Source organism: Pseudomonas sp. D1-1 (genome assembly GCF_051132225.1).
Lineage (GTDB): Bacteria > Pseudomonadota > Gammaproteobacteria > Pseudomonadales > Pseudomonadaceae > Aquipseudomonas.
In genome coordinates this window covers 3,974,923-3,988,828 of record NZ_CP071676.1, presented here as the reverse complement: position 1 = coordinate 3,988,828, position 13,906 = coordinate 3,974,923, and the positions used below count along the sequence as shown (strand labels likewise).

Annotated in this window: 12 protein-coding genes; 8 read left to right on the top strand and 4 right to left on the bottom strand. The window is 63.3% G+C overall.

From position 1 onward, the window contains the following. The first annotated feature begins 75 nt into the window (after positions 1-75). Positions 76-888, top strand: a complete 813-nt coding sequence (locus J3P86_RS17835) for an alpha/beta fold hydrolase (protein WP_434698557.1) — start codon at positions 76-78, stop codon at positions 886-888. Positions 889-1,046: 158 nt separating this feature from the next. Here J3P86_RS17835 and dsbG read toward each other — a convergent pair whose 3' ends face one another. The 3 genes from dsbG to dsbD are packed head-to-tail and all read right to left on the bottom strand — an operon-like array spanning position 1,047 to position 4,386. Continuing rightward, a complete protein-coding gene (gene dsbG, locus J3P86_RS17830) occupies positions 1,047-1,814 on the bottom strand; it encodes a thiol:disulfide interchange protein DsbG (protein ID WP_434698556.1) in 768 nt (255 codons plus the stop codon). Then, positions 1,790-2,659: a TlpA family protein disulfide reductase gene (locus tag J3P86_RS17825; RefSeq protein ID WP_434629522.1), complete on the bottom strand. Its 870-nt coding sequence runs from the start codon at positions 2,657-2,659 to the stop codon at positions 1,790-1,792. The genes dsbG and J3P86_RS17825 overlap by 25 nt, the downstream gene beginning before the upstream one ends. Then, entirely contained in the window at positions 2,659-4,386 is a 1,728-nt protein-coding gene (gene dsbD / locus J3P86_RS17820) for a protein-disulfide reductase DsbD (protein WP_434698555.1), read from the bottom strand. Before dsbD ends, J3P86_RS17825 begins: the two co-directional genes overlap by 1 nt. Positions 4,387-4,561: 175 nt before the next feature. On the opposite strand from dsbD, the gene J3P86_RS17815 reads away from it, so the two are divergent. The 4 genes from J3P86_RS17815 (at position 4,562) to J3P86_RS17800 (ending at position 8,557) form a co-directional block, all read left to right on the top strand. Then, positions 4,562-5,242 carry a response regulator gene (locus J3P86_RS17815; protein WP_305499838.1) on the top strand — a complete coding sequence of 227 codons (681 nt, stop codon included), beginning with the start codon at positions 4,562-4,564 and terminating at the stop codon, positions 5,240-5,242. Then, positions 5,239-6,573, top strand: a complete 1,335-nt coding sequence (locus J3P86_RS17810; protein WP_434629528.1) for an ATP-binding protein — start codon at positions 5,239-5,241, stop codon at positions 6,571-6,573. Before J3P86_RS17815 ends, J3P86_RS17810 begins: the two co-directional genes overlap by 4 nt. 259 nt (positions 6,574-6,832) lie before the next feature. Next, positions 6,833-8,245: an aspartate aminotransferase family protein gene (locus J3P86_RS17805; RefSeq protein ID WP_434631241.1), complete on the top strand. Its 1,413-nt coding sequence runs from the start codon at positions 6,833-6,835 to the stop codon at positions 8,243-8,245. An 84-nt stretch (positions 8,246-8,329) separates the two neighbouring features. Next, positions 8,330-8,557 carry an MbtH family protein gene (locus J3P86_RS17800; protein ID WP_305499843.1) on the top strand — a complete coding sequence of 76 codons (228 nt, stop codon included), beginning with the start codon at positions 8,330-8,332 and terminating at the stop codon, positions 8,555-8,557. A 135-nt stretch (positions 8,558-8,692) separates the two neighbouring features. Here the strand turns inward: J3P86_RS17800 and ppsR are convergent, their stop codons facing one another. Continuing rightward, entirely contained in the window at positions 8,693-9,511 is an 819-nt protein-coding gene (ppsR, locus tag J3P86_RS17795; RefSeq protein ID WP_434572879.1) for a posphoenolpyruvate synthetase regulatory kinase/phosphorylase PpsR, read from the bottom strand. A 182-nt stretch (positions 9,512-9,693) separates the two neighbouring features. Between ppsR and ppsA the strand changes: the two genes are divergently transcribed. From ppsA to rraA, 3 genes are all read left to right on the top strand, one after another. After that, on the top strand, positions 9,694-12,069 hold the full coding sequence (ppsA, locus tag J3P86_RS17790; RefSeq protein ID WP_434629532.1) for a phosphoenolpyruvate synthase: 2,376 nt from the start codon (positions 9,694-9,696) through the stop codon (positions 12,067-12,069). Positions 12,070-12,291: 222 nt separating this feature from the next. Continuing rightward, a complete protein-coding gene (locus J3P86_RS17785; RefSeq protein ID WP_434629535.1) occupies positions 12,292-13,281 on the top strand; it encodes an alpha/beta fold hydrolase in 990 nt (329 codons plus the stop codon). Positions 13,282-13,407: 126 nt separating this feature from the next. Beyond that, positions 13,408-13,899: a ribonuclease E activity regulator RraA gene (gene rraA, locus J3P86_RS17780; protein ID WP_305499847.1), complete on the top strand. Its 492-nt coding sequence runs from the start codon at positions 13,408-13,410 to the stop codon at positions 13,897-13,899. Positions 13,900-13,906: the final 7 nt, after the last annotated feature.

The following is a 13,906-nucleotide window of genomic DNA, read 5'->3' as shown; positions in this document are numbered from 1 at the left end:
ACCCGAAGTTGACGACCCGCTCATCGCGGCCCAGTCTCCTGAAGGTTTTTCCGGACTCAATCAAGGAATTCACTCATGCCCTTCGCAACGATCGACGGACAACCGCTCCATTACCTCGACCAGGGCCAGGGCCCGGTGGTGCTGCTTGGCAGCAGCTATTTGTGGGACCACAGCATGTGGGCGCCGCAGATTGACGCCTTGTCGAAGCACTATCGGGTCATCGTCCCTGAACTGTGGGGCCACGGCCAGTCCGGACGTTTGCCCGAGAATACGTCCTCGCTGAACGATCTGGCTCGCCAGGCATTGGCGTTGCTCGATCAGCTGGGCATCGACTGCTTCAGCCTGGTGGGGCTGTCGGTGGGCGGCATGTGGGGCGCACGCCTGGCGCTGGCGGCGCCCAAACGCGTGCAATCGCTGGTATTGATGGACACCTATGTGGGCGTCGAACCGGAGCCAACCCGTCTGTACTACTTTTCGCTGTTCGACAAGATCGAGGCCAGCGGTAGCATCCCGGAGCCGTTGCTGGACATCGTCGTGCCGATTTTCTTCCGGCCCGGCATCGACCCGCAATCAGCGCTTTACCAGCAGTTTCGCGCCACCTTGGCGGCGTTGCCAGCCGACCGCCTGCGCGACAGCATCGTACCGCTGGGGCGGATTATCTTTGGTCGGGACGACATCCTGGGGCAATTGCGTGAGTTGAACGCCGAGCGCACGCTGGTGATGTGTGGTGACCAGGACAAGCCACGGCCACCGTCCGAGGCGCTGGAGATGGCTGAATTGATCGGCTGCGAGCATGTGTTGATTCCCGAGGCGGGGCATATTTCCAACCTGGAGAACCCGGCGTTTGTGACCGAGGCGTTGCTGGGGTTCCTGAAACACAGGCATTGATTGCTGCTCAAACCCGTGGCGAGGGAGCTTGCTCCCGCTGGGCTGCGCAGCAGCCCCTGGTTCTCTTGCTGCGGTTCTTCAGATTGATTGCCTATGCTTTTTTGGGGCTGCTGCGCAACCCAGCGGGAGCAAGCTCCCTCGCCACAGGTGGCCGGGGTTTATTTCGGCCCGAGAATCTTCACCAGTTTGTCCGGCGAGGGCGCGCCTTGCTGCTGTTGCAGGTCGCCCTGGTCGTCCAGGTAGAAAATCGCCGGGGTCGCGGACAGCTCCAGTTCATCCATCAACTGCTGGTTGGCGTCCAGTTTGGCCTGGATCGCCGGCGGTATTTCTTTCAGCGGTTTCAGCGGGCTGCCCTTGCCGGCCTTTTCGTGGTCCGCCAGGGCTTTTTCCGGCTCTTTGGCGGCCAGCAATGCGGCTGATTTCCCCGGGCTGTCTTCGCGGATGATGCCCACCATGATGTGGCGCAACTGCACCTTGCCGGCATTGACCCACGGCCGCGCCTGCTCCCAGAACATGTTGCAGTACGGGCAGTTCGGGTCGCTGAACAGGTACACGGTGCGCGGTGCGTCCTTGCTGCCGTCGGCGATCCAGCTGCTGGCTTGCATCTTCGCCCAGATCTCCTTCGACATCGGATCGTAGACCAGCTTTTTCAGGGGTTCGAGGCTCAGGTCCTTGCCATCGGCGTCGTACAGGTTGCCCAGCAGCACATGCTGGCCGTCCGGCGTCAGGTAGAGCGTCATGCCGCGGCTCTGGTACTGCGCCGCGTAGCCGCGCAAGCCGTTCGGTGCGTCGAAGGTGCCGACGATCTTTGCGCCCTTGGCTTCGATCTTCCTGATCGCCGCGGGCAGCTCTTCGGCCTGAAGCAGCGGCGCTTGTAGCAGTGCGCCGGCGAATGCCAGGGTCAGCAGGTGGTGGAGGCGGGGCATGGCAATTTCCTTGTCGCGGGGTGGATCGCCGTGGTGGAACCCGGCGTTTCGAAATTTTCCAGGGCGCGGGCCAGGCTCGCTTCCGACAGTTCGCCCAGGTGGCTGCCCAGCAGGCGACCCTCGGCGCTGTAGAACAGGGTCGTTGGCAGGGCCATGGAGCCGACGGCCTGGCCGAGGCGTCCACTGCCGTCGAACAGCACGTTGGTCAGGCTCAGGCCCTGGGTGGCGAGGTAGGTGCTGACGCTTTGCATGCTTTCGGCCTGATTGACGAACAGGAACGTCAGGTCCGGGCGCTGTTTTTGCGCCTCTTCCAGGACCGGCATTTCCCGTCGGCAAGGCGGGCACCAGGTGGCCCACAGGTTGATCACCAAGGGGCCGCCCTGGTAGTCGGCGAGGTTCACGGTTTCGCCTTCAGCGTTGCGCAGCTCGATCTCCGGCAGCCGGGTGCCTTGCTCGTAGATCGTCAGCGACATTGTCGCCACCAGCCAGAACAGCAGACCGCTGCCGACGCTGAAGCCCAGGGGCCGGCGCAGGGCGGGTCGGCGACGCGCCCAGAGCAGCGCGGCGACCAGCAGGGCGATGATGCCAGGCCAGGCCAGGAATCCGCCGTCGCGTAAATCGACGATCTGCCACGGGTCGTCCCGGTAATGGTTCCAGTACGCGGCGACGAAGCCGATTCTCGCGGCAAGCAGTCCCAGCAGGAACAGCCCGAACAGCACCGACTCGGGGTTCTCGCCGCCGCGCTTGGCCACGCGCCAGCCGACGAAAGTCGCCAAGGCCAGTGCGCTGATCAGCAGCAGATGATTGAGGGCGATGGCAAAGGTGCCCAGGGTAAACGTCAGCATCAGCGTGCGTTCCGGGTCATGTTCCAACGTTCCAGGAACGCCTCGGCGTCCACTTCTCCGGTGATCCGCTGGCTGCGGCGCTCTTCACCGTCGGCACCGATCCACAACAGGCTCGGCGGCCCCGGCACTTTGTAGCGACCCAGCAGCTCACGGCTGGCGGCGTTGTCAGCGGTGACGTCCAGGCGTAGCAGGCGCACGCCTTTCAGGGCGTCGAGCACTTCGACGCGGCCGAACACCTGTTTTTCCATGATCTTGCAGGACACGCACCAGTCGGCGTAGTAATCGAGCAACACCCATTGGCCCTGCGCCTTGGCGGCGTCCAGTTCGCGCTGCAGGGCGGCGGGCTCGCTGACCGTGACGAAGGCATCGTGGGCGCTGACGGTGGCGCTGCCCCTGGCGCCGCTGTAGACCTGCAGCGGCCTGAACAGATCGTCGCTGCCGCCCGCCGCGCCAATCACCAGCACGCTACCCCACAGGCCGAACAGCAGCGATACGCTGCCCCACAGATAGGCGGCGCGACCGAAGCCCTGGGTCTGGCGCCAGGCGCAATAGGCGGCGACAACCAGTAACGCGCCCCACAGTCCGATCCACAATGAGCCATCGATGACCGGGCGGAGCATCAGCAGCGCGGTGCCCAGGAACAGGAAACCGAACACGCCCTTGAGCAGATTCATCCAGGCGCCGGGCTTGGGCAGGAAGCGATTGCCCACCGTCACCAGCAGCAACAGCGGCAGACCCATGCCGACACCCATGGTGAACAGGATCAACCCGCCATGCAGCGCGTTGCCGCTCTGGGCGATGTACAGCAGCGCGCCGGCCAGGGGCGCGGTCATGCAGGGGCCGACCAGCAGGCCGGACAACGCCCCGAGAACGCCCGCGCCCACCAGGCTGCCGCCGCGGCGCTGGCGGCCGGCATTTTCCAATCGATCACGCAGAGCGGCCGGCAGTTGCAGTTCGAAGAAACCGAACATCGGCAGCGCCAACACCACGAATACCGCGGCGAAAGTGCCCAGCAGCCAGGGTTGCTGGAGCAATGCCTGAAGATTGGCGCCCAACAGCGCAGCAAGCACGCCCATGGCGGCGTACACCAGCGCCATGCTGATGACATAACTGCCGGCCAGTGCCAGGCCGCGCCGGGGCCCGGCGCCGCTGCCCACCACCAGCCCCGCCAGGATCGGCAGCATCGGCAGCGAGCACGGGGTAAACGCCAGCAGCAGCCCCAGGCCGAAGAACACCAGCAGGCTCCAGCCCAGCGCGCGCTGTTGCAGGCCGCTGGCCAGGGCCTGGTCCTGCGCCTCGCCACTGGCCGTGGCCGGTGCGTCGCCGCCCAGGTCGACCACCTGGGTCTGGGGCGGATAGCAGAGGCCCGCGTCGGCACAACCCTGGAAACCGACCTTGATCTTGCCGGTGGCCCCGGCGGGAATCTTCAGCTCCAGTGCCTGGCGATAGACTTGCTGGTCGCCGAAGAACTCATCGCTGTGAGCTTCGCCCTCGGGCAGCCTGGGCTTCTGCGCGTCGGCCAGGCCGTCGAATTTGAGCCGTTGCTGATACAGGTAGTAACCGTCGGCGATCTGCCAGAACAACTGGGTCTCACCCGAGTCCAGGCGTTCGGAGGTAAAGACGAAGGCCTTTTCCACCGGCAGGAAGTCGGGTTTGGTCTCGAAGGGATTGGCGGCCTGGGCCAGACCCGAGATCAGCAGTAGACACAGCAAAAACAATCGACGCATGGATAAAGCCTTAGAACGAAGCAAGTGGAATGCACATTGGTGGCTGGCGATTAACCGTCGATTAACCCGGCGACGGCCGGTTTACAGCGAAGATCCCCCATGCCTGGCGTACTCGTCGCATAATGTCGACTTAATCGGCCGGCGGCCTAATGTACCTTTTTCCACGGGGCTTACCATGCGCGTACTGGTCTGCGAAGACGACGAGTTGATCGCCAGCGGCATTGTCGCCGGGCTCACGGCTCAAGGCCTGACCGTCGAACATGTCGCCACCGCCTCGGCGGCGCGGGCGATGCTGGGTGTCGCCGAATTCGATGTCATGGTGCTGGATCTTGGCCTGCCCGATGAAGATGGTCTCAAGCTGCTCAAGCAATTGCGCCAGCAAGGCCTGGAGACGCCGGTGCTGATCCTCACCGCGCGGGATTCGGTGACCGATCGGGTCGACGGCCTGCAGGCCGGGGCCGATGATTATCTGCTCAAACCCTTCGATCTGCGGGAACTGGCGGCACGCCTGCACACCTTGCTGCGGCGCGTGGCGGGGCGCAGCGTCAACCTGATCGAGCACGGTCGCCTGACCTATGACCCCAGCAGCCGCGAAACCACCCTGGGCGGCCAGCCGGTGGACCTCTCGCGCCGCGAGCAGTCGCTGTTGCAGGCGCTGCTGCACAGTCGCGGTCGTGTGTTGTCCACCGAGCAACTCAAGGACAGTGTCTATGGATTCAGTGACGAGCTGGAAAGCAACGCCTTGAACGTGCATATCCACCATCTGCGCCGCAAGCTGGGCAACGGCATTGTCGAGACCGTGCGTGGCCTGGGGTATCGGCTGGGGCCGGCCGATGGCGGGGAATCCTCCAAGTGATGAGCCTGCGGCTACGGCTGAGCCTGACGCTCGGCGCGGCCTTTACCTTGATCTGGGCCCTGGCCGCGGCCTGGATGCTCAGCGACCTGCGCAACCAGATGATGTTTTCCCTCGACCAGCGCCTGGTGGCTTCGGCGCGGATGGTCGCCGGGTTGCTGGAGCAGTTGCCACCGGTGCCCAGCAAAGGTGAAGGCACGCACTTGAGCTCGGAGCAGTTGAGCATCCCGGGCGGCATGGCCTGCCAGGTCAGTTCCTTGCGCGGCGAGATCCTGGCACGCAGCCACGGTAACCCGGAACAGGCCCTGGAAGCCGAGAAGACAGGCTTCCATGACCAGATGATCGACGGTGCGCCATGGCGCAGCTTTACCCTGGTTCGAGGCGATTTGCGCATTACCACGGCCGACCGCCAGATCGAACGCGAAGCGTTGAACCTGTCGGTGCTGCTGGCAGCGTCGGTGCCGGTCGGCGTGGCGTTGCTCGGTTGCCTGTGCTTGTTGTGGCTGGGCATCGGCCAGGGCCTGGCGCCGCTCAACCGCATGCGTGATGCGTTGATGCGCCGTAACGCGGACTCCCTCGAACCCCTGCAGATCCATCCGCTGCCCAGCGAGCTGCGGCCCTTGCTGGAAACCCAGAACCAGCTGTTCCAGCGTATCGGCAAGACCATCGAGCGCGAGCGCCGGTTGACCGGTGACGCTGCCCATGAATTGCGCAGCCCGCTGACGGCCATCAAGACGCATCTGCAAGTGGCGCGCATGACCGAGGGGGCTGCGCGCGATCAGTCCTTGGCCCGGGCAGAGGAGGGCGCCGACCGCTTGCACCGTACCCTTGAGCAACTGTTGCTGCTGGCGCGGGTCGAGGGCAGCCTTTCGTTTGATGATGGCGTGCAATGCAACGCCGAGCAGGTCGCGCGACTGGCGATCCAGGATGCGGCCGGCGGCGCGCCCCAGCGGATCAGGCTGCACCTATCGCCGCCGCTGTCCGATGCGCCGGTGCAAATGCCGGCGGTGCTGGCTATCGCCGCGTTGCGCAACCTGCTGGAGAACGCCCTGCGCCACACCCCGGCCGATACCGAGGTCGAACTGAGCCTGGAGATGATCGGCCAGCGCGTGCGTTTCCTGGTACGTGATCATGGCGACGGAATCGCCGCCGACGATATCCAGCACCTGACCCAGCGTTTCTGGCGCAACGGCCACAGCACCGGCTGCGGTCTGGGCCTGGCGATCGTCCAGGCGATCGTCCAGCGTTGCGGCTGCGGTCTGCATTTCGATAGCCGCCCGGATGGGCTGCGGGTCGAGCTGACCGTGCCAGTGCAAGTCTCTTCGGGCCAGTAGATCTCGTGGCGAGGGAGCTTGCTCCCGCTGAACCGCGCAGCGGGCCAAAACTTTTCACCTCGGTCAATCTGATCTACCGCGTGCTCTGGCTTGAGGGGGCTGCTGCGCAGCCCAGCGGGAGCAAGCTCCCTCGCCACGGGATAGGGTGATAGTAAATCCTTGCCTCGCTGATGCGTTTCCACAACAGGAAACCTGCATGTGCGCCTTGAATGCGCACCTGTCCGGTGTGCCGTTTGGTCACTCATCGCGGGGTCGAGAAATGTCAGTCGCCAATCCTTCTGTCGAAGCAGCGCCAGCGCGGGTCAGTCCCGCGTCGGGCGAGACGCTCTATCAATTCAACGAATCACCGTTGCTGGCCCGCCAGAGCCGGCAGGAATCCAATGCTCGCAGCTATCCACGGCGGATTCCCCTGGCCCTCAAGCGCGCCAAGGGCCTTTACGTCGAGGATGTCGAAGGCCGCACCTTCATCGATTGCCTGGCCGGCGCCGGCACGCTGGCCCTCGGGCACAACCACCCGGTCGTGATCGAGGCGATCCGGCAGGTGCTCGCCGACGAGTTGCCCCTGCATACCCTGGACCTGACCACGCCGGTCAAGGACCGGTTTGTCCAGGACCTGTTCGGCCTGTTGCCGGCGAGCCTCGCCGCCGAGGCGAAGATCCAGTTCTGCGGCCCCACGGGGACCGACGCGGTGGAAGCGGCACTCAAATTGGTGCGCACCGCCACCGGGCGTAGCACCGTACTGTCGTTCCAGGGCGGATATCACGGCATGAGCCAGGGCGCGCTGAGCCTGATGGGCAGCCTGGGGCCGAAGAAGCCTTTGGGGGCATTGCTAAGCAACGGCGTGCAGTTCATGCCATACCCCTACGATTATCGCTGCCCGTTCGGGCTCGGTGGCGTCGAAGGGGTCAAGGCCAATCTGCATTACCTGGAAAATCTGCTGAACGATCCCGAGGCCGGGGTGCAGTTACCGGCGGCGGTGATCGTCGAGGTGGTGCAGGGCGAGGGCGGGGTCATACCGGCCGATCTTGATTGGCTGCGCGGCTTGCGGCGAATCACCGAGCAGGCCGGGGTGGCGTTGATCGTCGATGAAATCCAGAGTGGTTTCGGTCGCACCGGCAAGATGTTCGCGTTCGAGCACGCCGGCATCATTCCGGATGTGGTGGTGCTGTCCAAGGCCATCGGCGGCAGCCTGCCACTGGCCGTGGTGGTGTATCGCGATTGGCTCGACACCTGGTTGCCGGGCGCCCATGCCGGGACCTTCCGCGGTAACCAGATGGCGATGGCGGCGGGCAGCGCGGTGATGCGCTACCTGGTCGAACACAACCTGCCGGCCCACGCCGCCGCCATGGGCGCGCGCTTGAGCGAGCACCTGCATATCCTGCAGAGGGATTTTCCGCAATTGGGCGACATCCGCGGTCGCGGCCTGATGCTCGGCGTCGAGCTGGTGGACCCGACCGGCAAGCCGGACGCCTTGGGCCATCCTCCGGTGGACGCACGGCTGGCGCCGCGGTTGCAGCGTGAATGCCTCAAGCGCGGCCTGATCCTGGAACTGGGTGGACGGCAGGGTGGCGTGGTGCGTTTCCTGCCGCCACTGATCATTACCGCGGTGGAAATCGACCGTGTGGCCGAGCTGTTCCGGCGCGCCCTGGAGGCTGCCGTGGCCGACGCCTAATTTTCATCCGGCCCGGTACGTTCCTTTTCATACCTTGGCTGCGCCCATGGCGCGGCGAACCTTGAGCAACGACGGAGAAACACCATGACTTCAGTATTCGACCGCGAGGACATCCTCTTCCAGGTCGTGGTCAACCACGAAGAGCAGTATTCGATCTGGCCGGACTACAAGGCCGTTCCGGAAGGTTGGCGGACCGTGGGCAAGAGCGGCTTCAAGAAGGAGTGCCTGGCCTACATCGAAGAGGTCTGGACCGACATGCGCCCGTTGAGCTTGCGCAAGAAGATGGAAGAGCAGGCGACTGTGGCCCATTGATACAGAAGTTCTGAGAACACCCCTGTGGGAGCGAGCTTGCTCGCGATAGCGGAGAGTCAGCCGGCATTAATGTTGCTGATCCACCGCTATCGCGAGCAAGCTCGCTCCCACAGGTTTTGGTTTTGGGCGTCTAGATTACTTGAACCGCCGCTCCACCCCTTTCTCCACCAGGATCTTCGCCGAAATCTCCTCCACGGAAAAATGCGTGGAGTTGATGTGGGGAATATTCTCCCGCCGGAACAGGTTTTCCACTTCGCGCACTTCGAATTCGCACTGGGCATAGCTCGAATAGCGGCTGTTGGGCTTGCGCTCGTTGCGAATCGCGGTGAGGCGGTCCGGGTCGATGGTCAGGCCGAACAGCTTGTGCTGATGGGCGCGCAAGGCGTTGGGCAGTTGCAACCGCTCCATGTCGTCTTCGGTCAGCGGATAGTTGGCCGCGCGGATCCCAAATTGCATCGCCATGTACAGACACGTCGGCGTCTTACCACAGCGCGACACACCCACTAGGATCAAATCGGCCTTGTCGTAATAATGCGTGCGGGCGCCGTCGTCGTTGTCCAGGGCGAAGTTGACCGCCTCGATCCGCTCCATGTAGTTGGAGTTGTGGCCAATGGAATGGGACTTGCCGACCGAGTAGGAGGAGTGTTCGCTCAGTTCCTGCTCCAGGGGCGCCAGGAACGTGGAAAAAATGTCGATCATGAAACCATTGGACGTTGCGAGAATCTCACGGATGTCCTGATTGACGATGGTATCGAAGATGATCGGGCGAAAACCGTCGGTTTCGGCGGCTTTATTGATTTGCTGTACCATGGCCCGCGCCTTGTCGACGCTGTCTATATACGGCCGTGTCAGCTTGGTGAAGGTTATGTTTTCGAACTGCGCCAACAGGCTCTGGCCCAGCGTTTCGGCCGTGATGCCGGTGCCGTCGGAGATAAAGAAAGCGGATCGTTTCATTTGCGCCTTGGGCCTTAAGCTAGTGAGCTAGTAACGATTCTTGGATATGATAGGCGCGATTTGCCGGCCGCCCGTGGCCAGCATTCTCACTTATTTTCCAGGTCCAGGCCATATCGCCGGCGATTGCTCCCTGGAGCTGCCGGTACTTGAGCTTTTCCAACACAGTCAGTGGAGAGATCACCTTGGTAGAGTACGTAGTTTCCCTCGATAAGCTCGGCGTCCATGATGTAGAGCATGTGGGGGGCAAGAACGCATCCCTGGGCGAGATGATCAGTAACCTCGCCGGCGCCGGTGTCTCGGTGCCAGGTGGCTTCGCCACGACCGCCCAGGCATATCGTGATTTCCTGGAACTGAGCGGCCTGAACCAGCAGATCCACGATGCGCTCGACGCCCTCGACGTCGATGACGTCAATGCCCTGGCCAGGACCGGCGCCCAGATCCGCCAATGGATCATGGAAGCCGAGTTCCCCGAGAAACTCAACGCCGAGATCCGTACTGCTTTCGCCAAGCTGTCCGAAGGCAATCCCGACATCGCCGTCGCCGTCCGCTCCTCGGCCACCGCTGAAGACCTGCCGGACGCCTCGTTCGCCGGTCAGCAGGAGACCTTCCTGAACATCCGTGGCGTGGAAAACGTCATCCGGGCGGCCAAGGAAGTCTTCGCCTCCCTCTTCAACGACCGCGCCATTTCCTACCGCGTGCACCAGGGCTTCGACCACAAGCTGGTCGCCCTGTCCGCCGGCGTGCAGCGCATGGTCCGCTCCGAAACCGGCACCGCCGGTGTGATGTTCACCCTCGACACCGAGTCGGGCTTTCGTGACGTGGTGTTCATCACCGGCGCCTACGGCCTGGGCGAAACCGTCGTGCAGGGCGCGGTGAACCCGGACGAATTTTATGTCCACAAAGGCACCCTGGAAGCCGGCCGCCCCGCCATCCTGCGTCGCAACCTCGGCAGCAAGGCGATCAAGATGATCTACGGCGACGAGGCCAAGGCTGGTCGCTCGGTCAAGACCGTCGAGGTGGACAAGGCTGATCGCGCGCGCTTCTGCCTGACCGACGCCGAAGTCAGTGAACTGGCCAAGCAGGCGATGACCATCGAGAAACACTACAAGTGCCCGATGGACATCGAGTGGGCCAAGGACGGTGACGACGGCAAGCTGTACATCGTCCAGGCCCGCCCGGAAACCGTGAAGAGCCGCACCCAGGCCAACGTCATGGAGCGCTACCTGCTCAAGGAAACCGGCACCGTGCTGGTGGAAGGCCGGGCCATCGGCCAACGCATTGGCGCGGGCAAGGTGCGGATCATCAAGGACGTCTCGGAGATGGACAAGGTCCAGGCCGGCGACGTACTGGTTTCCGACATGACCGATCCGGACTGGGAACCGGTCATGAAGCGCGCCAGCGCCATCGTCACCAATCGCGGCGGGCGTACCTGCCACGCGGCAATCATTGCCCGTGAGCTGGGCATCCCGGCGGTTGTTGGTTGCGGCAACGCCACCCAATTGCTCAAGGACGGCCAGGGCGTCACCGTTTCCTGCGCCGAAGGCGATACCGGCTACATCTTCGAAGGCGAGCTGGGCTTCGACATCAAGAAGAACTCCGTGGACGCGATGCCGGAGCTGCCGTTCAAGATCATGATGAACGTCGGCAACCCGGACCGCGCCTTCGACTTCGCGCAGTTGCCGAATGCCGGCGTGGGCTTGGCCCGCCTGGAATTCATCATCAACCGCATGATCGGCGTGCACCCCAAGGCGCTGCTGAACTACGACGGCCTGCCGCAGGAAATCAAGGACAGCGTCGACAAGCGCATTGCCGGCTACGACGATCCGGTCGGTTTCTACGTCGAGAAGCTGGTGGAAGGCATCAGCACCCTGGCGGCGGCGTTCTCGCCGAAAAAAGTCATCGTGCGCCTGTCGGACTTCAAGTCCAACGAGTACGCCAACCTGATCGGCGGCAAGCTCTACGAGCCGGAAGAAGAGAACCCGATGCTGGGCTTCCGCGGAGCTTCGCGCTACATCAGCGAGTCGTTCCGTGACTGCTTCGAGCTCGAATGCCGGGCTCTGAAGCGCGTGCGTAACGAGATGGGCCTGACCAACGTCGAGATCATGGTGCCGTTCGTGCGCACCCTCGGCGAAGCGAGCCAGGTGGTCGACCTGCTGGCGGAAAACGGCCTGGCCCGTGGCGAAAACGGCTTGCGCGTGATCATGATGTGCGAGCTGCCATCCAACGCGATCCTGGCCGAAGAGTTCCTTGAGTTCTTCGACGGCTTCTCCATTGGTTCCAACGACCTGACCCAGTTGACCCTGGGCCTGGACCGCGACTCCGGGATCATCGCCCACCTGTTCGACGAGCGTAACCCGGCGGTCAAGAAGCTGCTGGCCAATGCGATTGCCGCCTGTAACAAGGCCGGTAAATACATCGGCATCTGCGGCCAGGGCCCTTCCGACCACCCGGATCTGGCCAAGTGGCTGATGGAGCAGGGCATCGAGAGCGTTTCGTTGAACCCGGACTCCGTGCTGGAAACCTGGTTCTTCCTGGCTGAGGGTCAGGCTGCGGTCTGATTGAGTGAAGGGGCTTCGCTGGTGATGTAAACCGAGGAATGCCTTGTGGGAGCGAGCCTGCTCGCGATTGCGGAGTGTCAGCCGATACGGGTTTTACTGACCCATCGTCTTCGCGAGCAGGCTCGCTCCCACAGGTTCGCGGGCGACCAGTCTCCCAGTCCCTTTTGATTTGAAGCAGGGCGGGCTCCACCAGGACGCCGCCCTTTTTTGTGCAAGAAGATCATGCAAAGCAGCAGCAACCTATTTCCTGTCGCCCTGATCAGCGCCGAGCGGCGCGGTGATCTGAGCGAAGATGTGTATCGCCTGAAACCTGGCAACAGCCCGGACTACAGCGTCGAAGTGGCCGTTACCCGCCTGGGCATGGCCGATGCCGGCGAGGTCCGTGGTGTTCCGGTGATCCTGCTCCACGGCAGTTTTTCCAACCGGCGCTTCTGGTATTCGCCCAAGGGCCTGGGGCTGGGAGCGTACCTGGTGCGCCTGGGGTTCGATGTCTGGATTCCCGAGATGCGTGGCCATGGGTTATCCCAGCGCAACCAGGGCTACCGCAATAACCGGGTCGCGGACTATGCCCGTTACGACTTGCCAGCCATCGGCGCTTTTGTGCGCGAGCAAAGCGGGCAAGTGCCCCACTGGATTGGCCATTCGCTGGGTGGCATCACCCTGGCGGCAGCGTTGGGCGGCCATTACCTGGGCGAGCCCGCCGTGGCGTCGGCGGCGTTTTTCGGCACTCAGGTCAGCCGCACTTACTGGCCCTTGAAAATCCCCCCGGTGGAGTGGAGCGGGCGCTTCATTCTCAAGCGTTTTTCCCAATTGTCCGGCCCAAGGCTCAAGCGCGGCCCGGAAGACGAGCCTATCGGCCTGGCCCTGGAGAGCATGCGCTGGTATGGCCTGTTCGGGCGTTTCGGCGATGCCGAGAAGAACTGGTGGGCCGGCCTGGCGGACGTGCAAGTGCCGGTACTGGCGGTGAGTGCCGCCGGCGATCAGCAGGATCCGACCTGGGCGTGTCGAAAACTTTTCGAGCAGATCGGTTCCGAGCGCAAGCAGTTTGTCTGCCTGGGCCGGGCGCAGGGCTTCGGTGATGATTACGGCCATGTCGAAATGCTTGTCAGCAAAGCCGCGCAAGCCGAGGTCTGGCCGCTGGTGGCGCGCTGGCTGGAAGATCAGCGCGCGCCGCTGTCGGCAGACCAGCCTCGCCTGGCCGAAGCGGTTTGAGGGGAAGGCTCTGACAAGGGCATTCCGCTCTGGTCGGCTTGCGGCTAAGATATGACGCGCTACGTTGTTTCGGTCACAAACGGTTATTCATTCAGCCAGACGTCCAACCCTTGCAGGAGCTGCCCGATGAACCATTACCTCACGCCCGACCTGTGCGATACCTACCCGGACCTGGTGCAGGTGTTGGAACCGATGTTCAGCAATTTCGGTGGCCGCGACTCCTTTGGTGGTGAAATCGTGACCATCAAGTGCTTCGAAGACAATTCGCTGGTCAAGGAGCAGGTTGAGCTCGAAGGCAAGGGCAAAGTGCTGGTCGTCGACGGTGGCGGGTCGCTGCGGCGGGCCCTGTTGGGTGACATGCTGGCCGAGAAAGCGGCGAAGAATGGCTGGGAAGGGCTGGTGATCTACGGCTGCATCCGCGATGTCGACGTCATTGCCCAGACCGACCTCGGGGTCCAGGCCCTGGCCAGCCACCCGATGAAAACCGACAAGCGCGGCATTGGTGATCTTAATGTACCGGTGACCTTCGCTGGCGTGACGTTTCGCCCGGGCGAGTATGTCTATGCGGACAACAACGGCGTGATTGTTTCGCCGAGCCCGCTGAAAATGCCTGAATGAAGCGCTA

What these genes read in the sequence shown, in the direction of transcription:
- J3P86_RS17800 (WP_305499843.1), top strand. Translation starts at nt 8,330, where the DNA reads ATGACTTCAGTATTCGACCGCGAGGACATCCTCTTCCAGGTCGTGGTC.
- ppsR (WP_434572879.1), bottom strand. Translation starts at nt 9,511, where the DNA reads ATGAAACGATCCGCTTTCTTTATCTCCGACGGCACCGGCATCACGGCC.
- J3P86_RS17815 (WP_305499838.1), top strand. Translation starts at nt 4,562, where the DNA reads ATGCGCGTACTGGTCTGCGAAGACGACGAGTTGATCGCCAGCGGCATT.
- J3P86_RS17835 (WP_434698557.1), top strand. Translation starts at nt 76, where the DNA reads ATGCCCTTCGCAACGATCGACGGACAACCGCTCCATTACCTCGACCAG.
- J3P86_RS17805 (WP_434631241.1), top strand. Translation starts at nt 6,833, where the DNA reads ATGTCAGTCGCCAATCCTTCTGTCGAAGCAGCGCCAGCGCGGGTCAGT.
- J3P86_RS17825 (WP_434629522.1), bottom strand. Translation starts at nt 2,659, where the DNA reads ATGCTGACGTTTACCCTGGGCACCTTTGCCATCGCCCTCAATCATCTG.
- dsbD (WP_434698555.1), bottom strand. Translation starts at nt 4,386, where the DNA reads ATGCGTCGATTGTTTTTGCTGTGTCTACTGCTGATCTCGGGTCTGGCC.
- J3P86_RS17785 (WP_434629535.1), top strand. Translation starts at nt 12,292, where the DNA reads ATGCAAAGCAGCAGCAACCTATTTCCTGTCGCCCTGATCAGCGCCGAG.
- rraA (WP_305499847.1), top strand. Translation starts at nt 13,408, where the DNA reads ATGAACCATTACCTCACGCCCGACCTGTGCGATACCTACCCGGACCTG.
- dsbG (WP_434698556.1), bottom strand. Translation starts at nt 1,814, where the DNA reads ATGCCCCGCCTCCACCACCTGCTGACCCTGGCATTCGCCGGCGCACTG.